This window comes from Microcystis sp. LE19-41.2A, assembly GCF_027530405.1.
Taxonomy (GTDB): domain Bacteria; phylum Cyanobacteriota; class Cyanobacteriia; order Cyanobacteriales; family Microcystaceae; genus Microcystis; species Microcystis aeruginosa.
Genome location: NZ_JAPZQJ010000415.1, coordinates 1 through 24,147, shown reverse-complemented (window position 1 = coordinate 24,147; position 24,147 = coordinate 1). Strand labels below are relative to the sequence as shown.

General features: G+C 43.0%; 24 protein-coding genes and 3 pseudogenes. 17 read left to right on the top strand and 10 right to left on the bottom strand.

The window, feature by feature from the left end; translation table 11 throughout:
• The first annotated feature begins 132 nt into the window (after positions 1–132).
• Together pyrH and frr are read left to right on the top strand one after the other, a co-directional pair.
• Entirely contained in the window at positions 133–855 is a 723-nt protein-coding gene (pyrH, locus tag O9290_RS16960) for a UMP kinase (RefSeq protein ID WP_002762234.1), read from the top strand.
• A gap of 13 nt (positions 856–868) precedes the next feature.
• Positions 869–1,390 carry a ribosome recycling factor gene (frr, locus tag O9290_RS16955; protein ID WP_373276133.1) on the top strand — a complete coding sequence of 174 codons (522 nt, stop codon included), beginning with the start codon at positions 869–871 and terminating at the stop codon, positions 1,388–1,390.
• A gap of 185 nt (positions 1,391–1,575) precedes the next feature.
• Here the strand turns inward: frr and O9290_RS16950 are convergent.
• Positions 1,576–1,749, bottom strand: a pseudogene (locus tag O9290_RS16950) (transposase); the annotation flags it as partial.
• 480 nt (positions 1,750–2,229) lie between these two features.
• Between O9290_RS16950 and O9290_RS16945 the strand changes: the two are divergent.
• The 3 genes and pseudogenes from O9290_RS16945 to O9290_RS16935 form a co-directional block, all read left to right on the top strand.
• Positions 2,230–3,510, top strand: a complete 1,281-nt coding sequence (locus O9290_RS16945; protein ID WP_002762232.1) for an HhoA/HhoB/HtrA family serine endopeptidase — start codon at positions 2,230–2,232, stop codon at positions 3,508–3,510.
• 368 nt (positions 3,511–3,878) lie between these two features.
• Positions 3,879–4,578 (top strand): annotated as a pseudogene (locus tag O9290_RS16940) (ISAs1 family transposase); the annotation flags it as partial.
• Between the two features lie 120 nt (positions 4,579–4,698).
• Positions 4,699–5,086, top strand: a pseudogene (locus O9290_RS16935) (ISAs1 family transposase); the annotation flags it as partial.
• Positions 5,087–5,550: 464 nt separating this feature from the next.
• On the opposite strand, the gene O9290_RS16930 reads toward O9290_RS16935, so the two are convergent.
• Positions 5,551–6,612: an ABC transporter permease gene (locus O9290_RS16930; protein WP_002759538.1), complete on the bottom strand. Its 1,062-nt coding sequence runs from the start codon at positions 6,610–6,612 to the stop codon at positions 5,551–5,553.
• Positions 6,613–6,622: 10 nt separating this feature from the next.
• Positions 6,623–7,141, bottom strand: a complete 519-nt coding sequence (locus tag O9290_RS16925) for an adenine phosphoribosyltransferase (protein WP_002737799.1) — start codon at positions 7,139–7,141, stop codon at positions 6,623–6,625.
• A 98-nt stretch (positions 7,142–7,239) separates the two neighbouring features.
• Between O9290_RS16925 and O9290_RS16920 the strand changes: the two genes are divergently transcribed.
• From O9290_RS16920 to O9290_RS16900, 5 genes are all read left to right on the top strand, one after another.
• Entirely contained in the window at positions 7,240–7,866 is a 627-nt protein-coding gene (locus O9290_RS16920; protein ID WP_288026325.1) for a DUF3038 domain-containing protein, read from the top strand.
• Positions 7,867–7,868: 2 nt separating this feature from the next.
• On the top strand, positions 7,869–8,522 hold the full coding sequence (locus tag O9290_RS16915) for a DUF4335 domain-containing protein (RefSeq protein WP_288026323.1): 654 nt from the start codon (positions 7,869–7,871) through the stop codon (positions 8,520–8,522).
• A gap of 183 nt (positions 8,523–8,705) precedes the next feature.
• The gene (gene speD, locus O9290_RS16910) at positions 8,706–9,113 is read left to right on the top strand and encodes an adenosylmethionine decarboxylase (RefSeq protein WP_002795793.1); all 408 of its coding nucleotides are present in this window, start codon (positions 8,706–8,708) and stop codon (positions 9,111–9,113) included.
• A gap of 59 nt (positions 9,114–9,172) precedes the next feature.
• Positions 9,173–9,478: a DUF6464 family protein gene (locus O9290_RS16905; protein WP_288027158.1), complete on the top strand. Its 306-nt coding sequence runs from the start codon at positions 9,173–9,175 to the stop codon at positions 9,476–9,478.
• 78 nt (positions 9,479–9,556) lie between these two features.
• Positions 9,557–10,069 carry a L,D-transpeptidase gene (locus O9290_RS16900; protein WP_002759526.1) on the top strand — a complete coding sequence of 171 codons (513 nt, stop codon included), beginning with the start codon at positions 9,557–9,559 and terminating at the stop codon, positions 10,067–10,069.
• Here O9290_RS16900 and O9290_RS16895 read toward each other — a convergent pair.
• The 3 genes from O9290_RS16895 to O9290_RS16885 form a co-directional block, all read right to left on the bottom strand.
• A complete protein-coding gene (locus O9290_RS16895; protein ID WP_288057577.1) occupies positions 10,031–10,681 on the bottom strand; it encodes a TIGR04282 family arsenosugar biosynthesis glycosyltransferase in 651 nt (216 codons plus the stop codon). The two genes, O9290_RS16900 and O9290_RS16895, sit on opposite strands and share 39 nt — an antisense overlap.
• 229 nt (positions 10,682–10,910) lie before the next feature.
• Positions 10,911–13,703 carry a caspase, EACC1-associated type gene (locus tag O9290_RS16890; protein WP_288057574.1) on the bottom strand — a complete coding sequence of 931 codons (2,793 nt, stop codon included), beginning with the start codon at positions 13,701–13,703 and terminating at the stop codon, positions 10,911–10,913.
• A 10-nt stretch (positions 13,704–13,713) separates the two neighbouring features.
• Positions 13,714–14,091 (bottom strand): hypothetical protein, encoded by a 378-nt coding sequence (locus tag O9290_RS16885; protein ID WP_052277030.1) that lies wholly within the window; start codon positions 14,089–14,091, stop codon positions 13,714–13,716.
• A gap of 621 nt (positions 14,092–14,712) precedes the next feature.
• Here O9290_RS16885 and O9290_RS16880 point away from each other — a divergent pair.
• Together O9290_RS16880 and O9290_RS16875 are read left to right on the top strand one after the other, a co-directional pair.
• Positions 14,713–14,940: a type II toxin-antitoxin system Phd/YefM family antitoxin gene (locus O9290_RS16880; protein WP_194016923.1), complete on the top strand. Its 228-nt coding sequence runs from the start codon at positions 14,713–14,715 to the stop codon at positions 14,938–14,940.
• A 137-nt stretch (positions 14,941–15,077) separates the two neighbouring features.
• Positions 15,078–15,269: a PIN domain-containing protein gene (locus tag O9290_RS16875; RefSeq protein WP_288057572.1), complete on the top strand. Its 192-nt coding sequence runs from the start codon at positions 15,078–15,080 to the stop codon at positions 15,267–15,269.
• Here the strand turns inward: O9290_RS16875 and O9290_RS16870 are convergent.
• Entirely contained in the window at positions 15,254–15,409 is a 156-nt protein-coding gene (locus O9290_RS16870) for a hypothetical protein (RefSeq protein WP_288057570.1), read from the bottom strand. The genes O9290_RS16875 and O9290_RS16870 overlap by 16 nt on opposite strands.
• Entirely contained in the window at positions 15,409–16,134 is a 726-nt protein-coding gene (locus O9290_RS16865) for a GDSL-type esterase/lipase family protein (protein ID WP_061433089.1), read from the bottom strand. Before O9290_RS16865 ends, O9290_RS16870 begins: the two co-directional genes overlap by 1 nt.
• Before the next feature lie 230 nt (positions 16,135–16,364).
• Here O9290_RS16865 and O9290_RS16860 point away from each other — a divergent pair, with 230 nt between their 5' ends.
• The 4 genes from O9290_RS16860 to clpB all read left to right on the top strand — a co-directional run bounded on the left by O9290_RS16860 (position 16,365) and on the right by clpB (position 20,947).
• Positions 16,365–17,258 (top strand): methylenetetrahydrofolate reductase, encoded by an 894-nt coding sequence (locus tag O9290_RS16860; protein ID WP_288057567.1) that lies wholly within the window; start codon positions 16,365–16,367, stop codon positions 17,256–17,258.
• A 119-nt stretch (positions 17,259–17,377) separates the two neighbouring features.
• Positions 17,378–17,686: a hypothetical protein gene (locus O9290_RS16855; protein ID WP_002759516.1), complete on the top strand. Its 309-nt coding sequence runs from the start codon at positions 17,378–17,380 to the stop codon at positions 17,684–17,686.
• 22 nt (positions 17,687–17,708) lie between these two features.
• Complete coding sequence (locus O9290_RS16850) at positions 17,709–18,194, top strand: GNAT family N-acetyltransferase (RefSeq protein ID WP_185241074.1); 486 nt, start codon at positions 17,709–17,711, stop codon at positions 18,192–18,194.
• Between the two features lie 92 nt (positions 18,195–18,286).
• Positions 18,287–20,947: an ATP-dependent chaperone ClpB gene (gene clpB / locus O9290_RS16845; protein ID WP_288057565.1), complete on the top strand. Its 2,661-nt coding sequence runs from the start codon at positions 18,287–18,289 to the stop codon at positions 20,945–20,947.
• A gap of 109 nt (positions 20,948–21,056) precedes the next feature.
• Here the strand turns inward: clpB and O9290_RS16840 are convergent, their stop codons facing one another.
• Both O9290_RS16840 and acsF read right to left on the bottom strand, forming a co-directional pair.
• Positions 21,057–21,578 carry a zinc ribbon domain-containing protein gene (locus tag O9290_RS16840; RefSeq protein WP_288026810.1) on the bottom strand — a complete coding sequence of 174 codons (522 nt, stop codon included), beginning with the start codon at positions 21,576–21,578 and terminating at the stop codon, positions 21,057–21,059.
• A gap of 164 nt (positions 21,579–21,742) precedes the next feature.
• Positions 21,743–22,819 (bottom strand): magnesium-protoporphyrin IX monomethyl ester (oxidative) cyclase, encoded by a 1,077-nt coding sequence (gene acsF / locus O9290_RS16835; RefSeq protein WP_043999011.1) that lies wholly within the window; start codon positions 22,817–22,819, stop codon positions 21,743–21,745.
• 612 nt (positions 22,820–23,431) lie between these two features.
• Between acsF and O9290_RS16830 the strand changes: the two genes are divergently transcribed.
• The gene (locus tag O9290_RS16830; protein ID WP_288057563.1) at positions 23,432–23,890 is read left to right on the top strand and encodes a hypothetical protein; all 459 of its coding nucleotides are present in this window, start codon (positions 23,432–23,434) and stop codon (positions 23,888–23,890) included.
• The last annotated feature ends 257 nt before the right edge of the window (positions 23,891–24,147 follow it).

Sequence of the window (24,147 nt, the reverse complement as noted above, 5' to 3'; positions counted from 1 at the left end):
AAGATTTATTAATCTTAACTTGTCGGCCCCAGGGGAGAGTGAACTGGTCAGCTTAAATCAAGGCCAAAACCTGCTATCTTATGGGGAGACAAAAATTATCTAGATCTTGTTTTAGCGAGTGGTAGTAAGGGCATGGCGTACAAGCGGGTATTATTAAAACTGAGTGGGGAGGCCCTGATGGGCAATCTCGGCTATGGGATCGACCCGATGGTGGTTTCCGCTATCGCTCAGGAAATCTCCGAAGTGGTTGACCAAGGCATCCAATTGGCGATCGTGGTTGGTGGGGGCAATATTTTTCGCGGGGTGAAAGCCGCCTCGGCCGGCATGGATCGGGCCACGGCCGATTATATTGGTATGATAGCAACAGTCATGAACGCTATGACCTTGCAGGATGCCCTAGAACGAGCGCAAGTACCGACTAGGGTATTAACGGCGATTGCGATGCAGGAATTAGCCGAACCCTACATCCGCCGGCGGGCAATCCGTCATCTGGAAAAAGGTCGGGTAGTGGTTTTTGGTGCGGGATCGGGTAATCCTTTCTTTACCACCGATACCACGGCGGCCCTGCGCGCTGCCGAAATCGATGCGGAAGTGGTGTTTAAAGCGACGAAAGTGGATGGGGTTTATGATTCCGATCCCTCTCACAATCCTAACGCGCGACGCTTTCAAAGTCTCACCTACGGTCATGTGCTGACCCATGATCTGCGGGTGATGGACGGAACGGCGATCGCTCTGTGCAAGGAAAATAATATCCCGATAGTCGTTTTCGATCTGTCGGTGACAGGTAATATTGTTCGCGCTGTCAAAGGTGAACCCGTTGGAACATTGGTAGGAGGATTCTGTGAAGTTAGCTGAAGTTCAAGACCATATGCAGAAAACCGTCGAATCAACCCAGAGAGCTTTTAATACGATTCGTACCGGCCGCGCAAATGCTTCTCTTTTAGATCGGATCGTGGTGGAGTATTATGGCATGGAAACTCCCCTCAAGTCCCTAGCGACCATTAGCACTCCCGACGCAACCACGATCGCCATTCAACCCTTCGATCGTACCAGTATGGGGGCGATCGAAAAGGCGATTTCTCTCTCGGACGTGGGTTTAACCCCCAGTAATGACGGTCAGATCATTCGTTTGAATATCCCTCCCCTCACTAGCGATCGCCGCAAGGAATTGGTCAAATTAGCGGCGAAATTGTCTGAAGAAGGAAAGGTGGCGATCCGCAATATTCGCCGGGATGCGATCGATGCTATCCGTAAACAGGAGAAAAGTCACGAAATTTCTGAGGATGAATCCAGGGATTTACAGGATCAAGTGCAGAAATCCACCGATAAATTTATCGCCAAAATCGAGGATTTGTTAACGACAAAAGAAAAAGATATCATGACCGTTTAAGTTTTTTTCTCCTCATGGATAGAACAGGCTTTTTGTCTGTTCTATTTAGGGGGTGCTGAATAAATCTAAAAACCTTGTTGGATAATATTTTTAGACTTTTTTTCCCTCAAAAAGCGCCGACCCTTGGAGTGATTGGGGGGGAAATTTAGGGACTTTTTCGGCTCTTCGTTACTCTTTATGCTAAATCAACAGACAAGATGCCAAGATAACATACTTCTAACCCAAAAATTCCGAAAGTTTCTCAAGCCATAGCCTCTCCGTTTTATTAGTTTAAGTTTATTATTGATTCCCTCGACCACCCCATTCGTTGTCCTTTGCTCGAAATAACTAATGATTTCTCCAAACCAGTTTCGGGATGTTGTTTCTACTTTCTATGAAACCCCTTTTCTCTCTACTTTTCAAGCTTTTTGTCCCGTACTTAGAATAACTATAGCGTTTCCTAAGCTAGTGAGGTACACCTATTTTTCTTCCCTTTTGCCTTTTGCCTCTTGCATGAGTGCCTAAAACCCATAACTTTTGTACCTCAGCAGACTGAAAAACGCTATATATGATTGCTGTGCTGAGAGCCTTTTGTCAAGCCTAATTGAGATGCTCTTACCCTGGGTTTAATAACCAGGAAAAATCTATCATTGACCTTTTTCTCTATCTTTCTACCTGTCTATCCACTAGGATAATGACCTTGCAATCAAAACTTCATGTCTGCGTCACAGTAAGTTCATATCCCCTGCCTAAATTAGAGATAGTCAGTCCCAAGCCGTTTTCCGAAACACTCCTCTCACACCCACGATTATTAGGACTGACTTTTATTCCCTTCTCAGAATGGTTAAACAATAAAAACTATGACTCGCAATATTTTTAACGATAATATCTCCCCGCGCAACGAAGGCAATCCTAAACGCTCCAAATCTTCTGCAATGAAAAAACTTTTTGCCTATTCCTCCTTACTGGTTTTGGGTGCCGGGTTAGGCATCGGTGCCACCTACGCCTACAGCCAAAATCCTCTAGAATTAGCCCAAAATATTGCCACCGCTACCAATAATCCTCGCCCCTCCACACCAGCGGCTGCCGCTCCCTCGTCTCTGGTTATTCCTACCAATTTTGTCGCTTCTGTGGTGCAAGAAGTGGGGCCGGCGGTGGTAAGAATTAATGCTTCTAGGGAAGTCAATGGAGGCGGTGATTTTTCGGAATTTGCTAACGATCCTGTTTTCCGTCGCTTCTTCGGTTCCCAAATACCCGAGCGAGGAGAAAAACAAGTTCAAAGGGGTACAGGTTCGGGGTTTATTATCAGTAATGACGGTAAAATTATCACCAATGCTCACGTTGTCGAGGGAGCAGATAAGGTGACTGTCACCCTCAAAGATGGTCGCACTATTGATGGTAAAGTCTTAGGTAGTGATCCTTTAACTGATGTGGCAGTGGTACAGGTAGAAACGAGCAATTTACCCACGGTTAAATTAGGTAATTCTGATAGTTTACAGGTGGGAGAATGGGCGATCGCTATCGGTAATCCTTTGGGATTAGATAACACTGTCACCACGGGGATTATTAGTGCCAAGGAACGCAATGGCTCCCAAATTGGTGCTAGTGATAAACGGGTGGATTTCCTGCAAACCGATGCGGCAATTAACCCCGGAAATTCCGGCGGACCTTTGTTAAATGCTCGGGGAGAAGTCATCGGAGTTAACACTGCTATCATTCAGAATGCCCAGGGTTTAGGTTTTGCTATTCCGATTAAAACTGCCCAAAGAATCGCCGAACAATTAATCGCTACGGGTAAGGTGGAACATCCCTATCTCGGTGTTCAAATGGTACAGTTAACCCCGGAGGTAAAAGAACAATTAGCCGATAGTCCTATGGCTGATAATTGGACTATCCCCGATGATTCTGGTGTCTTGTTAGTGCGGGTGATGAGAGATTCTCCTGCCGCAGCAGCGGGATTGCGATCGGGTGATGTGTTAAAGTCTGTAGGTGGTAAGAATGTCACCGATCCCGATGCGGTTCAGGAAATTGTTGCTAACACTCAAATCGGCGATAATTTGCCCATAGAAATTAGCCGGGAAGGACAAAAAATTAATCTGAATATTCAAGTGGGTAGCTTGAATACTGCTAACAGAGCCTAGTCTGGAAGATAAGTGGTAAAAGACCTAAACTTTATAGAGAGCTTGTTAGTAAGCTCTCTATATTTCTGGTTTTACTTTTGGCTCTTGAATCAAATAATTATAGCATTTATCTTGATGGTGAGGTAAGTAGGTAGGCGTTAAAAATTATCAGACACCCCCCTTATCAAGGGGGATCCCCCCGCCTATCGGCACCCCCCTTATCACGGGGGGCAGGGGGGATCGGCACCCCCCTTATCAAGGGGGAATTAAGGGGGGATCGGCACCCCCCTTATCAAGGGTAGGGCTGTTTCATTCTCCCATCAGAATATCAAAAGTAAAAGCGATCACTGTCAGGTAAAATGAGGAGTGACCGGCAACTTTTCAAATATATGTTGAGCTTAATAGAAAAACTAAAACAAGTCAAGGACTTTCGGAAAGATCAAGGAAAAAGACACCCTTTATGGATAGTATTAGTAGTAATAATACTGGGAACAATGCTAGGATACTCAGGTTATAGAGAACTAGGAGAGTTTGCTAAAAATAATCGGCACAGGCTCAGTCAAGAATTTAACATAATTCCAGAAAGAGTCCCGTCCTATTCAACAATTAGAAGGGTAATGATGGGAGTTGACTGGCAGAGTTTGTTAAAAATGTTTAATGAATGGGCATTAGAAGAATATGGACAAAGAGATGATATAAATTGGCTAGGTATAGATGGAAAAAGTTTCAAAAATACCCTAAATAATCCTAACCTAGGAACAACAAAATTTTATTATGTTTGTCTCATTGTTTAGCCAAGAAAGTGGCTTAGTATTACACATAAAAAGAATCGAAAACAAAAAAGGGTCTGAAATCGACGAAGGTCAAGCTATAATTGAAGATTGCTCTCTCCAAAATAAAGTTTTTACTGGCGATGCTTTACACTGCCAGAAAAAAACAATCAGCTTAATAGCCAAGAGTAAAAATGATTATGTTATCACCGTTAAAGGAAATCAGAAAAATCTTGATCAGTGAATACAAGACCTGAGTAATTCCTCAAAGGCAGAAAGTTGCTTTCTTGAACAAGATAATAGTCATGGACGAAAAATAAGTAGGGAGGCACAATTATTTGTAGTATGGGTTAGCGGTAGCGTAACATGAGCGGCCGTTGGGTTTCATGCTTCAACCCAACCTACGTTCATCTTATATTTAATTCCACCCACCCACTTATCAAGAAAAATAGAAGTTTTTAAAGTGAGGAAAAATGAAAGACAAGGGTTTGAAAATCCGCGCATAATTTTAAAGTAGAAAGAAGGGGTAGTCGCGGGGATAAAACGTATGAAGAAACAGCTTACTATATCAGTAGCCTAACCGAATCCGCCCAAGTATTTGCTAAAATTATTCGATGACATTGGAAAATAGAAAATCAGTTACATTGGGTAAAAGATGTAATTTTTGAGGAAGATAAAAGCGAGATCAGTGATTTTCAAGCGGCCAGCAATTGGTCAATTCTCACAACTATAGGATTGAATCTTTTCCCTTGGGTTTTCTCTCAATAACTGAGGGACAGAGGTGGTTAGCTGAACGTTGGGAAAAACTGATAGTTTTATCGACGTAAGAAGCAGAAAAATTAGCGAAATTAACAGGATGTACTCTCAGACAATTTCAAGAGAGATAGGCTTTGAGTGGCTTGGAAACAAGCTTTATCAATCTCTTCATAACAAATATTGGCAGAGAATTAAAAATTAATTATTGTGACTAACTCTTTTGGTTAGAAAAAGATAAACTTGAGAATCTTCAGTCAAATTTATTGACTCAAAATCAGCTGTACTTAATTTAAATGAATCAACCCTAGACATCGGGGGGGTTGGGGTAAATTCAGCTAATCTAAGGATAGGCGGTTAAGATGCGTCTTAAGTAGGGTTTGCGGCAAAAAGTTTTTCGGTGGGATGCTTACACGCAGCTGCTGATACATCTGTAATAATTTAAGGGTCACTGATAATTGCTTATTGTCCCTATTTCTGCAAATGTGAGATGCACCCGTTGGGTAGTGGGAAATTTAGCTGAAATTTCCCTATCACCCTACTTTAAATCCTCCAATTTAATCCTAGGATCTACAGCTTTGAGAAGCAAATCAGCCAGAAGATTACCGATAATCAACATAGTAGCACCCATCATTAAACTGCCCATAACTAAATACAAATCTTTAGCCGTCACAGCTTGCAAAATTAAGCGACCTAATCCTGGCCAGTTAAAGAAAAATTCGGCGATAAATGCCCCACTTAACAAACTAGAAAATTCAAAGCCCAAAAGAGTTATCAGGGGATTAATAGCATTGCGTAAAGCGTGGACATAGATAACTTTATTTTCCGGTAAACCTTTCGCCCTCGCGGTTTGAATATAATCCTGTCGCAGAACATCTAATAATTGTCCCCGCATCAATCTTTGTAATCCTGCAAAACTGGTAACTGTCAGGGCAATAGTTGGTAAAATCATGTGCCAAGCGATATCTAAAACTTTACCGATAGGGGAATATTCCGAATAGTTAATACTGGTCATATCACCCACCGGTAAAAGCGGCGAGACATTTTGGGCGAGAATTAGCAGTAAAAGGGCAGTGATAAAACTGGGGAACCCTTGACCAATATAACTGATAACTCGGAAAAATTTATCGATAAATTGGTTTTGTTTGACGGCGCTGAGAATGCCCAAGGGAATTGCAATCGCCCAGGTTAAAATGATGGAAGTCAAAGACATTAACAACGTCGCTGGAATTCTCTCTAATAATAGGGAAGACACGGGACGAAAATAGGTAAAACTCAGACCAAAATTAAACTGAGTTACCACTTGCCACAACCATTTAAAATACTGGACAATCGGCGGGTCTTTTAAACCAAAAAGGGCAATATATTGTTCTTTAGTTTCCTGACTAATCTTGGGATTAAGGTCAAGCAAAGCCAGAAACCCGCCTGGGGTTAATTGGATAATAGCGAAACTCAAAGCCGAGGCCAACAACAGAGTTAATAAACCCTGGAGAACACGCTTGACAATATACAAAAAAGTTTCGCTAGTTAGGAGAGATTGTAACCCATTAGCACTCGATCGAGCGGTGGCCGCCTTATAATTATCATCAGTCGCCGTCATAGAAAAAAACCTAATAATCGATGAGGGTAATAATCGGTAAATCGGGTAATTTTTCCCGACCACCGAGGTCGATTAACTCGATGATAAAAGCAAATCCTAACACCTCACAACCAATTTTTTCTAATAAATCGGCTGTTGCTTTCGCCGTCCCTCCCGTCGCGATTAAATCATCGACAATTAAGACTTTATGATGGGATGCCACCGCGTCCTGATGAATTTCCAGGCTATCGCTTCCGTATTCCAAATCATACTCGATACTGTGAACGGCGGCGGGTAATTTGCCCGGTTTCCGGACGGGAATAAATCCCGCTTCTAATTGGTATGCTAAAGGAACACCAAAGAGAAAACCCCTGGATTCCATACCGACAATGTAATCGGGGGATAAACCGTAATCGCGACACTTTGCCGTTAGGGTATCGATCGTGTAACGTAATCCTTGGGGATGATTGAGTAGGGTAGTAATATCGCGGAAGACAATACCCGGTTTGGGAAAGTCGGGAATATCGCGAATCAGTGATTTCAGATCCATTCGGTTTCCGTGTCTCGTAAAATGGGGGACAGCTATCTATACAATACAATTTACAATACCCTGACTCGATCGCCCTTGTGTTTTAGTTCTCCTATATCATGACCTCTACTAGCCTAACGCCCGAATCTACAACATCAGCCCCAGAAAAACCGGTTATTTTAAGCGTTTTACCCGATTTTCCGATTGCCAGTCAGCAATGCGCCCTACATCTCCAACAGCATATCGATTTAATGCTATTAGCGTTGGAATCCTTAGAAGTCGGTGCCGGGGAGGCCCTGTTAGCCCTCTGTAAAGAACTAGGACTCGATAAAATTGTCAGAAACCGGATTATTTTCTGGCGCTTACGCTGTACTAATCCCTGGCGAATTTCCTACACCCTCGACCGTCTCACCCTTGACCAAGCAAAAGCTTTAGTTATCATTGCCAGTTATCGGGCCAAACCCCTAGCTATATCCATCCGACAATTACTGTTAGCGCGGCAACAGATGGAATCAAAGGGTTTACCCGTGGATAATAATTTTCTTTTATCAGAATATCTAGAACGATTTCGCTCCAATTTTCGCAGTCGCATGAACCCCCGCCGGGCCAAAGTATCGGTTTATCTAGCCGATGAAAATGCTTTAAATGAACTGGCTTTATCCCTTCTCGATCAGTTATTATTTTGTACTGGTACGACGGGAATGCAGCGGTTTTGGATTAGTTTATTTGATGGGGAGATCGTGTAGAAATGAGAAGACAGTATAGCTTGCCCAATTGTACCCTGATTCTCGATGGTTTCGGCGATGATTTCGCCCCAGCTAACCCCGGTGATAGCCGACCTTTACTCTCAATTTTGACTAACGTAGAATGTCGGTTAATCGGGGCCAATAAAGTCCTGCAAGGTGGTCGGGTTTTCTTGGAAAATTTGGTCCAAGCGGTCAGTCAGTATGCCCAAGAATTTTTGAGTGGTGTTCGTCATCCCCAAGACCCCGTCCATGAACCAGATCATGTGTACCTAGAAAAGATTGACCATAATCTCCATCGTCTGGTTTGGTATCCATCAACGGACTTGAATATCCCGGAAAGTCCGGTGAAGATAGAAATCAGTACCGTGCAGTTATTCGATTTAATAGAAGCGATTGACCAATTTTTTGCCGATACTCGCACTTTACCTGACCTAACCCTGAAATTACAGCCAGTTTCCCGTCGCTACCATAAGGTGAATGAATCGGCGGCCGGTCGAACAGTACCTTTTTTGGCAGGATTAGGCAGTCTTGTCGCTTGCGCCCTACTTTTCTATCTGTTACCCGTTCCCCAAGTCCGTAAACCCGAAAATCCCCCCATTCCTGCCGCTTCTCCCAGTCCCACCGTCCCCACTAATCCCGTCCCCCCTCCTAGATAAAATTAGTCCCTTGCGCTTTTCCCAACACCCCACACCCCACACCCCACACCCTTCTCCCCCACCCTGTCCCAGTTTTTAGAAAAAGTAACCGAGAAAAACCAGATCTTTTTTGCACAAGTTAGAAAAATTGTGTTACACTGGTAAATCTGTGAAGGTTTTTCGATAGGGAGTATTGAAAAAAAAATGACCAAACTGGGAACCCATTTGATTGTCGATGCTTGGCAAGTACCTGCTGACCTCCTCAACGATCCCGAGCGCATTCGTCGCGCTATCCTCGATGGAATTACGGCAGGAGAAGCAACGCTGATCGATTTGTGTGTCCACCAGTTCAGTCCCCACGGAGTTACCGCGACGGCGACTTTAGCTGAATCTCATATCGCGATCCACACCTGGCCTGAACACGGCTATTTCGCCGCCGATTTATTCTTCTGTGGTGCGGGTAAACCCGTGGTTGCCATGGAAATTTTGACCAAATCCCTGCAAGCAGGTGAGATTAAAGTCCGGGAACTAACCAGAGGATTCCCCAGTACTGCGGGAGTTTATGAAAGCAAAAAGGAAGAACCCCTTAAGTCTTCCCTGGTTATGGCCTAATTTCTAGCGCCGGCCTCGATAATAAGTTAGCAGCACTGGTGATCGCCTAAACTGAAATCGTGATCAGGATAACCCTTGTTTTTATCCTTGCCATCTTTCCCTCTCTCGTTAGTCTCTGGTTAATTAACCGATCCCAACAGAGATTAAGCAACCGTTTGAGAGGGATTCGCTATCGTCACGAATACAGCCCGGTGATGGCCAGTGATTTTTTGTCAATTCCTCTAGAGACAGAAAATAAACCGGCCTTGATCGGTGATCTTAGTTGTCGTTTTAATGCCTATTCTCCCCATTTGCGTTGTGCGGTTAATCCCACCGGTCCCTGTGAAGGTTGTCGGCAGTACGAAGCTAAAACTGGCACAGTATAAGCGGCTTGAGCTTCCAAAAAGTTCCCTATTTGCTATCCTTAAAAATTATCGCTATCGCAATTGAGGAGTGTGGGAACAATGGCGTTCAAACGAAATTTGACCCTCTTAATCATCGGATTAGGATTAACTTGTTTACCCGTATATCCGGCCCAAGCTAACCAAATCAGCACCGTCACCCCGAATACCGCAGCCAATCAAACTCTCGCTACCCATCTGGTCCTGAAACTGAAAGAGAGAAAAGTTTACATTTATCAAGATAGTAAAGTTTTAGCACAATTTACCGTCGCCGTCGGCAAAAAAGGCTGGGAAACCCCCACCGGTAAATTTGAGGTGCGGGAATTAGTTCGCAATCCCGTCTGGAAAAGTCCCTGGACAGGAAAAGTCAGCACCCCCGGTCCCAATAGTCCCCTAGGGGAAAGATGGATCGGTTTTTGGAGTGACGGCAAAAATTCCATCGGTTTTCATGGCACCCCCGCGGAAAATTCCCTCGGTAGCGCCGCTTCCCATGGTTGTGTGCGGATGCGGAATCGGGATGTGAAAGTGTTGTTTGATTTAGTCCGCATGGGAACCCCCGTCATCGTTCAACCTTAATTCCGGCAGGTATTTTTTTAAGATAGGCAGGTCTTCCGGACGATCTATATCGGCTAATTTAGGCAGATAAGCGGTTTTTAAAGCCAGTTTAGCGGCGATTGTCTGAGTTTTGGCCAAGACTTCCCCCGTTCCCCAGGGAATACCGTCAAAAAGCTCTGGAAAGACCTGTTTTAAAGCAATTAGGTAGTATCCTCCATCTAACGCCGGCCCTAAAACCATATCGTGGGTTTTTAGGGCCTCAAAGGCTGCTAAAATCTCTTTTTCCCCGATTTCTGGGCAATCTGTGCCAATAATAGCGATCGCTGTCATCCCTTGAGCAAAACCATCGGCAAAAGCATTTTGCATCTTTTCTCCTAAGTCTTTTCCCCGTTGAGAATGATAGCAATAATGCACACCTAACCAAGTACGCATTTTTTCCTCGCTGCCGCCATGGTAGTAAATGATCAGAGAGAGAAAATTCCTCAAACCCGCTAATTTACTGAGGGTATATTCGGCCAGTTTTCGGTGTAATTCTTCGGCTCCCTTGGCTGCCAAAGCTGGAATCATACGGGTTTTTACTTTCCCCAATTCCGGGTAACGGGTAAAAATAATCAGTTGTTGTCTCCAGTCCACGAGTGATTGCGACGATGATATTAATTATTAGTTTTAGCCTACTGTCAATAGGAGGCAGCAAACCCAATAAAACAGGCTTTATTGGCTTAGTATAGATTATTTTAGTTGGTTATCTAATTCTGTGTTGGGTTTCGTTCCTCAATCCAACCTACAAAAGCGGCGATCGCTTGATTGAGTCGAAACCTTTTTCCTAGCGGCATTTCAGACTTTTTCAGCCAACCCTGATTAGCTAGGGACTAGGCTTTTTGGGTGAGTTTAAACAGGATAAACCAGCATCTTTAGCCGTAGGATACTTGATTGGGACAAAAGCAAAATCTGAACTTAGTGTCCGACACTCCACAATGTGAACAAATTCTACGGAGGGATCTTGGGGATCGCCATTTTCATCAATTTTTTTGCGATCACCATTTTCATCGAATTTAATTGTCCCAGTTGCACCTTTAGTGACAAGAAAATCAAGAGACTTTAAGTGTTCACGGATATTAATTCGTGTGGGAGTATTTGCCTTTTCTAGAGCTTTTGTTAGAGCAAGAGTTGCATCATAGGATAGGGCCGTTATTGCATTAACAGAAGTTGTAGTCCATAAAATTTTGGCATCCTTAAGAAAATTCTTGTTAGGACTGGTTAAAGAATCCCAAGGAACCGCAATAACAAACTTTTGAAAAGGTTGTAGGTTGTTAATTTGTTCTAAGGTACGAGAACTACGAAGTCCCCATGATCCGATAACCCAATTTTGACTATTATTAAGTTTTATAAGTCTAATTGCATCGCCTTGAGCATCGCCAATTGCTTTTGGGAATAGTACAAGCCCTATTGTTTCTGTTATTTTTTCTTCTTTCTGTCGTCGTAACTCTTGGATGGCTTCTTCTGCCTTAAAATTATTTCCGAGATCAAATTCATCTAATTTTACTACAGTTCCAGAGAATGGAGGGCGTGTAAAAATAGTTTTAAAACTATTAAAAAAAGATTCACTAAATGGACTTCCTTCACTATAAAAGCCCACCACTTTTTTAATAGACTTTTCTTGCAAAAATTTTGCAATGGCAGGAGATTGTTGATCGCTGGAAAAAACAGTTCGCAGGAAATTTTTTCTGGGGTATTTAGTAAGCTCGCTAGTCGTTGATCCGGGAGAAATCAAAACTAAATCATTGTCCTTATAAATATCCACCGTTGCCACAGTCATTTCACTGGGATAGTGACCAACAACCCCTAAAATTTCAGGACGCTGGGAAAGAGATGATGCTGTCTTTTGGGCTAGTAATTCGTCATTTTCATCATTAGTAATGACAACTTTTAATCCCTTACCATTAATCGCTTTTTTATTGATAAAATCTTGATCTGGAAAATACTTGAGGAATGGATCATTGTCATTTAAAATTCCTAGATTAATTTTTGTTTGTAATTGTGCTACTCCTCGTAACATTTCTTTTGCTCGACTATCACCATCATCATCATTAAAGTCACTTTGATTTTTGGGAATACTAACAGCAACAGCAATCGTGTAATATGGCATTTTATTGGCTTCTAGTAAAGCATTATTTAAGTAAATTAATGTTTCTGCATCTAGCCTATCCTGTTGCCATGCGTCCTTAAATCTTAACAGAGCTTTTTGATAATCACACTGTGCAAAATATTCTGTACCTTTCTTCTTGTTAAACGATTGAGAGTAATTAAGAACTTCTTCTCCTTCACTAATAAAGTCGCCCGTTTGTTTTGGACAATCAGATGGAATTAATGGAGTAATAATATTATGGCGATTAATGGCAATTAAACTTACAACTGCTATTAATGGTATTCCTATGCTAACTGGCAGATTTAATTTGAAATTTTGGGGCTTTAAAGTTTTTATAAAATGCAAAATTTGGGCGATTTTTGCAGAAGAAGAAGTGATTGGTGGAATCGTCGGAATAATGGGATAAACCTCATTTTGCACTTCTTCTTCAATCACCTGAATATCCTCATCCCTCAGCCCGTAACGGCTTTGTAACTCTTTTAGTCTCCTTCTGTTTCCTTCTGTTATTGAAATAGAATCAGCTAATAATTCTCTAAAAGTTGCTTTGTACTCTGTTAGATTTTGTAATCTTTTTCTGAATGGCGCAAGATTCTCTTGTTCAATAATATCTGCCTCCTGTAATGATAAATCTAATTCGTTTCTTAGTTCATTTAGGCAGTTTCTTTCTACACGATTAAAATTTTCTTTACATATATTTTCCTTGCTCCATTCATCTAGAATTTCTCTAACCTTCTCACGATAAATAAATATAGGATTAGTGGCAGCAAGAGGAGATTTGGCTAAATAAATAGTATCCTCTCCTTCAAGAGAAAGATAAAATCTGGGAGTCATTGCCGGGGCAGCTTCCTTTACTCGTTCGCTGGCATACTCATGCAATTCATTAACAGAAATTAATTGATCACCATCCTTATCTGCTGCACCAGTTTCAATTCCTTCAACTAGATATTTTGTATAGATGGACAAATCTTTATCTTCCGACTCAAAAGAATATTCAATCGGACTAGAAGAGGTTAAAATCGCCCTTCCTCTACCTCCTAATTCCTCTTGAATGTCTTGAATGTTAAGTTCCCCTTTGTTTAGCATTCCCTGAACTAATGCTCCGCTAAAACAGCAGTCGAGAATAATCATCTGCCTTTGGGAACGACTATTGTTCATATACTTATTAAGTTTACTTGCGGCTAAAATTGTTGAGATACGAAGCTCTCCATTCTGATCACGCTCAGTGTCTCTTGCACTTAGGTAAAATTCAGCCGTTTGATCTTTAAGACCATGTCCAGAAAAATATAAAAGAACTAAGTCGTCTCTCTGGCGATTAGTAAATAAATCCTCGACTGCTCTTTCCATACTCCTTTGGTCTGGGTTAGACAACACTGTAACCTGATCAAAGGCTCCCATGTCCGGATGCTCTAATACTCGGCGCATTGCTTCAACGTCTAGAATGGCACTAGAAATTGGGCGCAATCCTTCGGAATACTCGCTCACACCAATTAACAAAGCAAATTTTGCCATAATACCTTCTTTAACCTGAGATAAAGTCTTGAGCCGCTTTAATAGCCATTTCCAATTCTTCTCGACTGTGAGCCTTAACCGTCAACTTGCGACCATTGGCCTCTACCGACAATTCTATCGGTTTACCTCCCAGGCGATCGCCCAGAAATCCTAACAACTTTTTCCCATTAGCGGGGTTAACTTCGGTCATTAACATTCCTCCCAAAAAACCGCCCAACGACTTATTACCTTCAGGGGGATTGGGATCAAGAATACGTTTAACCGATTCAACTTCATCTGCCTGTTGTAGTTCTGTCAGTAATACTTGGGCCTGTTCGTCGCGTTCTTCAGGCTCCAGGTTAGGATCGTTAAAAGCGATCACCAATTTAATCGTAGATTTGTTACTCATAGGAAGTTGAGTTGAAATAATATAGGATAATACTAATCTTACTGAATTATGCAAATTTTACCATATACCATCTGAAATCTAAATAAGTGATCCCATTTTCATACTGCCCCTTGCCGAGTGCAGATTTCTTCACTGATGTTGTGCTGTTGCTGAACATAGAAGATCGATTTTTCAACCTGCTCCAAGAAATCATAACAATTATCGTGTGTTGGGTTTCCTTACTACTACTACAGGCTAATGGCGATAATTCCGCTAGAAAGTATGAGAATGTGTCTGACATTCCTGACAGGGGGTGAGTATTGGTATCATGATTAAAAGTAAGGATATAGATAGGGTTTGCGGCAAAAAGTAGGGGCGAAGCATTCGGATAGAAAATCTACGGTTTCACCGATAGGTTATTGCCCGAATGCTTCGCCCCTACAGGACGCGGGCCGATGAAGACGCAAGGTTTTGAACGACGATTCTCTCAAAATTTGCACCTGTTTCGCTCGTAAAGCCACAAAACTCTTACCTTGCCTACATTTCACATTTATTCAGCAAACCCTAGATATAACTTAATCCATCGCTTTTCTTGATTGAGATTAAACTAATGTTTGTGTTGTTGATCAGTGAGGTAAACTAATGACTACAGTTGAATTAAAACAAGCAAAAAATCAACTTAATGAGTTATTGGAAGCTGTACTTAAAGGTGAAGAAATTATCATCACAGAAAATAATGAACCTGTAGTTAAATTAAGTCCTGTAAAGTTAGCCAAGAAACCACCGCTTCAACCGAGAAGTGCTGCGGGAAAAGTTGTGATAGCCGATGATTTTGATGCCCCTTTAACTGATTTTGAAGATTATCAATAATTATGCTCAAATTTTTAATAAATACTTATGTATTTCTTTGGTATGTCACTAATAATAAACAATGGAGAGACAACCATAAAATTATGATTAATGAAAAAGAAAATCTAGTTTATCTTAGTTAAGGTAGTTTTGGGAAAATGACGATCAAATATAGTCTGGGAAAATTAACTTTTGATTCACCTTTTCGAGAATTTATTGAGTCACAAATTCAGAGCAATGATTGGCAAATTTTGCCCCTTAATTTACTACATTTTGAACGAGTAGCGCAATTGCCTTTTCAGCATTTTAGTATATATTTATCGGGTAAGTTCGGTTACATTACAATATAGACGGTCACTGACCCCGACGCTCTAAAAACTCTTTGTCGAAGATGATTATTTAATCTTTCAATAGGATTAATTTGACTGGTTTCTTTACTGTCTCTTACGGTTTCTGTAACGCCGCTAGAACCACTGAGAACAGAGGACATCACTTTTCTGCAATTCCTGTAAACGGTTGAATAAAACCATCCACACCGACAAAGGAGGTGAGGGGCGACCAGTTTAAAATATCCTCTAAAATTGATTGATAGCCCTGGACATTGGGATGAAGTCCATCTTGCATTAATCTTTCTTGGCACCACAGATCACCCCGGTCCATCCAGAGATCAAATAAATCCAGATAGGGAATATTTTGCTCTAGACAAGCTTGTTTAGTGGTTTCCTTAAAACGATACTGATCGCGATGGTTGAAGTAAAAGCAATCTAAAAAGGGCATTTTCCGCTCATCTACCGGAATCATACCTATAAACAAAACCGGGCAAAGAGAACGGGCCCGGCCGAGTAAATGTTCGATTTGAGTTTGAAAAAGATCGTGATCGGTATAGGTGCGACCATCGGGCCGGCCTAAACGGGCTGTATCATTAACACCGACGGAGAGAAGAATCAGGTCGGGGAGACGATTGCGAATTTCCCCCCTGAGACGAAATTCCTGTTCTAAACGTTCGGACACTTGTACCACTCGATCGCCGCGAATCCCCAAATTATACAGGGCATGACCGGCACTTTCCATCCACAAACGACGTAGGCGCTCGGCCCAACCGCCACCCACGGGGTCGCCATAGCCATAAACAAGGCTATCACCTAAAGCGACGATTTTGAGGGGATGGGTCATGATTGCGTCTTTGTCTTTAGTAGGAGGAGGAAGAGTTTGCATGATCGCTCGATCGAATCGGTTGTCCTTTACACTTGTAAACGAATTTGGTTAAACTGTCCGTGTATTATACTACATTAGAAATTTTTTCCTGCCAGTTAACTCATCTGATATCAGCCAAGCACCGGCACTGACCAGTATAAAACAAGGCCGCCCGATGATCATTGCTTGCCTCCGAGTCATTTCCAGGCTAAATCTACTATAAAATTTATGGTTAAAACCTAGATAAATTGATGACTACTCGTTTAAGACGCGCGGTTCAAGACCGAGAATTTTTGATTACAGCCGAGATTACTCCCCCGAAAGGTGGTAATGCCAGTCATATGCTAGAAATGGCCCTCTGGCTAAAAAATCGCGTTCATGCGGCTAATATTACCGATGGCAGTCGCGCCGTAGTGCGAATGTCCTCTCTGGCTGCCTCCGCTATTCTCTATCAACACGACATCGAACCCATCTGTCAAATAGCCTGTCGCGATCGCAATGTGATCGGATTACAAGCAGACCTAATGGGCGCTCATGCCTTGGGATTGAGAAATATACTAGCTTTAACTGGAGATCCCGTCAAAGCAGGAGATCACCCCCAGGCTAGAGCAGTTTTTGACCTAGAATCGGTACGTTTGTTAAAATTGATCGATAAATTAAATAAAGGTTTTGACTTTAACGATAAATCTTTACCCGATGGATCCCTAGAACTTTTTGCCGGGGCTGCCGTCGATGTGCAGTCAAAAAGTTGGTCTGGTCTTCAACGCCGTTTTGAGCGTAAAATCGAAGCGGGAGCGCAGTTTTTTCAAAGTCAATTAGTTACGGATTTCGAGTGCCTTGATAAGTTCATGCAGCAGGTGGCCTCCCTCGCCGATAAACCGGTTCTAGCGGGAATTTTTCTGTTAAAATCAGCTAAAAACGCCGTATTTTTAAATAAAAATGTGCCAGGGGTACAAATTCCCGACCATATCATTCAAAGACTCGCCGATGCAGCCCATCCCCTCGAAGAAGGCATCAAAATCGCCGCCGAACAAATAAAATTAGCCCAGCAGTTATGTCAAGGTGTCCACATCATGGCGATTAAACGGGAGGATTTAGTCCCAAAAATTCTCGACGTGGCCGGTATCCCGCCAATACATAACTAAGATGAAAAGTCAATAGTTTTTATAAAAAATTAACTTTCATTTTGACTACTGGTCTTTTGACAAGAATTCTACCCCTAACCTAGGATGGTAAGGCTCAAAGCATCTTCGGGGTTAAAAGCATGGATTCCAATCTAGGTCAAGAAAAAGAGAATAGTTGTGGTAATTCCGGGCGAAAATGGTTGTCGATCGGTATTGCTCCCACTGGTATAATTTCTATTGGCATTGTTCCCATGGGCGTTATTTCCATCGGTATTGTTCCTATGGGAATAGTTTCCATTGGAACCGTGGCCATGGGGACAATTGCGGCCGGTTTTGTTTCCATGGGACTTTTCAGTATTGGTAGCGTTGGGATGGGATTAAATAACGGTCATTTTTCCAATCTTAATTCTCCCCCTGCTGAATCTCCCCATAAACATCATCAGCATTAAAATCAAGATTTGACCAGCAATCATGAATTATTCTATCCGTGCTGCCGTTGCTACCGATGTCAAGGCTATTTTTGACTTAATTGTCGCCCTAGCGGCCTATCAAGAACTCAGCCATTTAATGACAGGAAATAGTCAAGCTTTAGGGGAGCATTTATTCGGAGAAAAACCCTACATCGAAGCATTGGTGGCGGAAGTAGAGGGTAAAATAGTCGGTTTTGCCCTATTTTTTGCTAACTATTCCACCTTTATAACTAAACCGGGGCTTTACCTAGAAGATATCTTCGTTTTACCCGATTATCGCGGTCAAGGTATCGGGAAAGCTTTACTAATGGCTGTGGCTAAAATTGCCGTCGCTAGGGATGCAGGACTTTTAGAATGGACTGTCTTAGAGTGGAATCAACTGGCGATCGATTTTTATGGAAAAATGGGGGCTAAGGTCTTCCAAGAGTGGCAAATTTGTCGTCTCACCGGGACTGCTTTAACCCAATTGGGTAATAGTGATCAATAAGTCAGACCCTTTCTCGAGCCTAGAACTTTGTGATCGATCGAGACTCCTTGCTATACTATACCTCTGACACTGGCTTTCCTCATTGGTGCAGAATGCAACCCACAGACTCGAATAAATTTACCGAACAAGCTTGGGATTCGATCGTTAAATCGCAAGAAATTGCGCGACGCTTCAAAAATCAGACCTTAGAGGTGGAACACGTTATTATTGCCCTCCTAGAGCAGAATAACGGTCTAGCCACCCGGATTTTACAAAAAGCTAATATAGAAATTCCGCGACTGCAACAACAGCTAGAAGTCTTCACCAACCGACAGCCGAAAGTGGCCATCGTCGATCAATTATACCTAGGTCGTGGTCTCGATCTGCTGCTCGATCGAGCGGAAGCATCCCGGGAAAGTTGGCAAGATAAATTTATCTCCGTGGAACATCTTCTCGTCGGTTTTGCCGAAGATGAAAGGGTTGGCCGGAAATGTTTACGCACTTTCAATCTTGACCCCCAAGATTTAGAATTAGCCATCAAAGCGATTCGCGGTACTCAAAAGGTTACTGAACCCAATCAAGAGGAAAAATACGAAGCTTTAGATAAATATGGCCGGGATTTAACAGCAGCGGCCAAAGAAGGCAAATTAGACCCAGTTATCGGTCGTGATGAAGAAATTCGACGGGTGGTACAAGTCCTCTCGCGACGGTCGAAAAATAACCCGGTTTTAATCGGTGAACCGGGAGTAGGAAAAACCGCTATTGCTGAAGGATTGGCCCAAAGGATTGTTAACGGAGATGTTCCCGAATCTTTGAAAAATCGTCAGTTAATTTCCCTTGATATGGGAAGTTTAATCGCTGGGGCAAAATATCGAGGCGAATTTGAGGAAAGATTGCGGTCAGTCATGAAAGAAGTTACCCAATCAGAAGGGCGAATTATTCTCTTTATTGATGAACTACATACCGTCGTCGGTGCGGGTTCTAGGGAAGGGGGATCCATGGATGCGGGCAACCTATTAAAACCTATGTTAGCTCGGGGAGAATTGCGCTGTATTGGGGCGACAACTTTAGATGAATATCGCAATCATATTGAAAAAGATCCGCCTTTAGAAAGACGTTTTCAACAGGTTTATATTAAGGAACCTTCCGTGGAGGATACTATCTCAATTCTCCGGGGTTTAAAAGAACGTTATGAGCTGCATCATGGGGTGACAATTACCGATTCGGCCCTAGTGGCAGCAGCTACCCTATCCCATCGTTATATTAGTGATCGCTTCTTACCAGATAAAGCGATCGATTTAGTCGATGAAGCGGCGGCAAAATTAGAGGTAGAAAGTACCACTAAACCCGCTGATTTGGAAATGATAGATCGTCGATTAATGCAGTTACAGATGGAAAAATTCTCCTTAGAAAAAGAGGAAAAAAAAGATAGAGCTTTTCAAGAGCGTTTAGAAAGAATTATCGAAGAAATTGAGGAATTAGAAAGTAAACAAAAGCCTCTCGCTGACCAATGGCAAACCGAAAAACATATCGCCGAGGAAATTAAATTATTGCGAGAGGAAGAGGAACAATTGCGCCTACAGGTGGAACAGGCGGAACGGGCTTATGATCTCAATAAAGCGGCCCAATTAAAGTATGGCAAACTAGAAATTTTACAAGGGGAATTAGAAGTAAAAGAAAAAGAACTAGAAACTATTCAAGCGGCAGGTTCGACCCTGTTAAGACAACAGGTAACTGATGCCGATATTGCCGAAATAGTCGCCCGTTGGACGGGAATTCCCGTCAATCGTTTAATGGAATCGGAACGACAAAAATTATTAGAATTAGAGTCTCATTTACAGAAAAAAGTTGTCGGACAAAATGAAGCGGTCACGGCAGTAGCAGCGGCGATTCGACGCGCGCGCGCGGGAATGAAAGATCCCTCCCGTCCGATTGGTTCATTCCTGTTTATGGGACCCACAGGAGTGGGTAAAACCGAGTTAGCGCGGGCCTTGGCGGGGTTACTGTTCGACTCCGAGGAGGCCATGGTTCGCATCGATATGTCGGAATACATGGAAAAACACGCGGTTTCGCGTTTAATCGGCGCGCCTCCGGGTTATGTGGGTTACGAGGAAGGGGGACAACTATCGGAAGCGGTGCGTCGTCGTCCCTATTCTGTGGTTTTATTGGATGAAGTGGAAAAAGCCCATCGGGATGTTTTTAACATTTTATTACAAGTGCTTGACGATGGGCGCATTACCGACTCTCAGGGGCGAGTGGTGGATTTTCGGAATACGATTATCGTCATGACCAGTAATATTGGCAGTGACCATATTTTAAATGTTTCCGAAGATGCCGATTATGAGGAGATGCGGAAACGGGTTTTAACAGCTTTGCGGAGTCATTTTCGTCCCGAATTTTTGAATCGTATCGACGATTTAATTATTTTCCATACCCTGAAAAAAGAAGAATTGCGTTACATTGTTCGTCTGCAATTACAGCGTCTGGAAAGATTATTAGCAGAACAAAAAATCAATCTAGAATTAACTGCGGCAGCAGAAAATCATATCGTTACTGTTGGTTACGATCCCACCTACGGTGCGCGACCTTTAAAACGCGCTATCCAACGGGAGTTAGAGAATCCTTTAGCCACAAAAATTCTCGAACAAGCTTTTATGGAAGGGGATACGGTGGTAATTGATTGTCTGGATGAGGTGTTAAGTTTTAGCAAAAAGGAGCTAAAAAAGGAAGGGACAACATTAGAATTAGCCGTGGTTAACCTCAGTTCGGATTAAAACCAGACAGGGGATATATTCCCCTCCAATTCAGCCAATATAAACAAAATTTTGCCCCAAAAGGCCTGGTGAATCTAGCTAAACAGGTTTTGCCTATCTAGCTGACTGCCTATTGCTGTAACTGATGACCACAGCTACTACAAAAGCGATCGGTTGCCGCTACTTTTGCCCCGCATTGACGACAAAATCGGACTTTACTGACGGTTTTTGTGTCTCCCATACTCATTTTCATATCTCCCATTTGCATTTCCATGGGGGCAAAATTCATCGACATATTGCCCATTTTCATCGGTTGCATCGGTTGCATCGGTTGCATCGGTGAGGAGGAGAAACTGGTAGCAGTGGTCGATTGAGAGGACTGAGAAACTCCAGAGGTATGAGGAGAGGAAAAACCGATACTGCTTCCCTGAATTTGGATTCTGTGGGGTCCGGTTTCGGTGATAATTTCAATAATTGCCCCTTGGGGAATTATCTCTATTTGGGGTTCTTGTGTCCAAACTCCCGTGGCAAAACTACTGCTAGACTGCTGTTGTTGTCCCACCGCACCACTAGCGAGAGTTACAATCGTCTGCGGCCCTTGATTATCGAGATAGAGACGTTGTCCTGTGGGTAATTCACTATAAATAGCCATATTTTTGACAGTGAAAAGTAAAAAGTAAAAAGTAAAAACCTAGTTCACACCCCTAGGATCCAGTCTAGCGAGGATAGAAATATCAGAGGATTTTCTTAAGAATTTTATCGACAAAAAAAGGGTGGTTTTACCCACCCTCACCATGTCTCAAGAAAACAAACTTTTTAACGGACGCTACCGGCTAATTTATCGACCCGAATCGGTTTCATCAGGTACAATTTGAGGAATTGCCAAGCGTTAGAGGCGAAGATAGGCAATTTCTTCAGGAATTTAACCAGTGCGGGACTGTTTTCGCTATCGATCGCCCGTAATCCCTCGTTATTGCCAACACAAATTTCTAGGCGATCATAAAATTCAGGACTATCCACATCGAGAACAATCGGGAAGACGCGGCCGGCGGTTTCATTGGTCTTCTCGATCACATACTTATCGTACTCGCGAGCGTCCAAACCGAGAATGGCGTAGAAACCAGAACGCTGAGTATCATTGAGATACATAGTAGCGAAGACCGAAAGCAGGAAGAAACGACACCAGAGACGAGCGCGCCAATCATTAAGAATATCAGGCTGCGCACGCATGATCGCATCAAAGAAGTCCCCGTGACGGTTTTCGTCTTGACACCAATTCTCGAAGAAGTTAAAAATCGGATAAACCCGATCTTCGGGATGTTGTTCGAGATGACGATAAATGGTGATATAGCGCCAATAACCGATTTTTTCGGAAAGATAGGTGGCGTAGAAGATAAATTTCGGTTTAAAGAAGGTGTAGTTACGGCTTTTGGTTAAAAATCCCAAGTCAAGGGAGAGGTTAAAATCCGATAAAGCCTTATTAAGGAATCCAGCGTGACGCGCTTCGTCCCGGGACATGAGGTTAAAGCATTCCGCGAGAACGGGATTTCTGTTTTTTAAACGTCTGCCGAGTTCTTTGTAGAGAAGAAAGCCGGAAAATTCGGCCGTGCAGGATCTTTCCAGAAATTCCACGAATAAGCGGCGAGTTTCGCCATCAATATGCTCCCAAGAGCGATCGAATTCTTGATTGCGAACGAAGTGATGCCGGTTATAATCGGTACGGAATTCCTCTAAAATCGCTTTCAGTTCTTCCTCGTTAGCGGCGATCGACATTTCCGCCATCGCTTCAAAATCAGTGGTGTAGAAGCGGGGAGTGAGGATCGTTTCTTTAGCGGGAACTTTTATACCCGGACGGATTTCCTCGAATTCTGGTTTTTGGATCGTGCTGACCATAGGGATTATTGATTTTACTCTGGGATGATGATTGAGACGAGTAAAGGCTCTGACTTGATAATGACGAACCGTGAAAAAACGGCTAGGATTCACTATAGCAAGCTCTCAGCCCTAGACTCCCTTCCTGTTCATTAAAAGTTACAACTCTTAATTAAGCTGTGTGAACAAACGCGGCTTTTTCGCTCCCAGTCTTGACAAATGTTCGGAGAGGTGGGGTTTGTTCAGTGATCAGTAAACAGTCATCGGTAATCGGTGAACTGAAAACCCACATCTGATAACAAAGGCCGAATCTAAAACCTAATTGGTTAAGCTAAAAGCTTTCATGTGCTTAGTTTCTACCTTCCTAGAATCCTGGAAAACTCCCGTTATTTTAGCTTATTGTCAGGAATTTAGTTAACAAGGTTTTTGGCAATATGCTAATCTGGCTAACAAGCTTTTGGGCGTGATATACGGAAGACTTCTTGCGATTGCGCCTAAATGGGGTAATATGCCGAAAGTTGACCCATATTGTTACTTTCAAGAGTGTTATACGGAAAGTTTCTCTATAATTAATAGTTAGCTAGCCACACGTACCACAAAACGTCCGTCGTCGTTCTGCTGATCGCCGCCATAGTGGCCGGTTGCAACCCAATCGGATCCAACTACGGCGGGCTCCTGTCGCAACCTAAGGACGAAATCAAACCAACCGTTGTGATGCCCGTTGACTCGCTTTACCGAACCAATCGTCCGAATGCCTCGCACTTCACCGTTTCCGATGGAATGCAGCCGGGGATATACCTGCTTAACGCAGCAGTTAACCCAAGCGCTGCCGGATATGTGTACGCAAGGGTCTATGACGTGAAATCTGGACAACGACTATCCGAGGATGACCTGACGAGGCGTTCGATACGCCATGTGGGCCTGTCTGCCACTGGCAAGACATTCTTTCCATACAATGCTGAGGTGGTCGTGTACGAAGGAGACTGGAGCAACAAATACGAAGCACGGTTTGAGCTTTGGTACAAGCCGGAACAAGGAGATGAATCAAAGGTGGCGGAAACAACCAGAATGATCAACGGCTGGGAACGCTAAGATCGTCAGTGCGATCGCCGATCTGGTAGGGTGCGTTCCCTAATGTGACTCCCACTGCTCCACCGATCGATTTTGGGGAACGCACCATGCACATTTATTGCAGCTGTGGGTTAAAGTGCGATGCCGATCTGGTAGGGTGCGTTCCCTAATGTGACTCCCACTGCTCCACCGATCGATTTTGGGGAACGCACCATGCACATTTATTGCAGCTGTGGGTTAAAGTGCGATGCCGCTCTGGTGGGACCAGTTGGGAAATG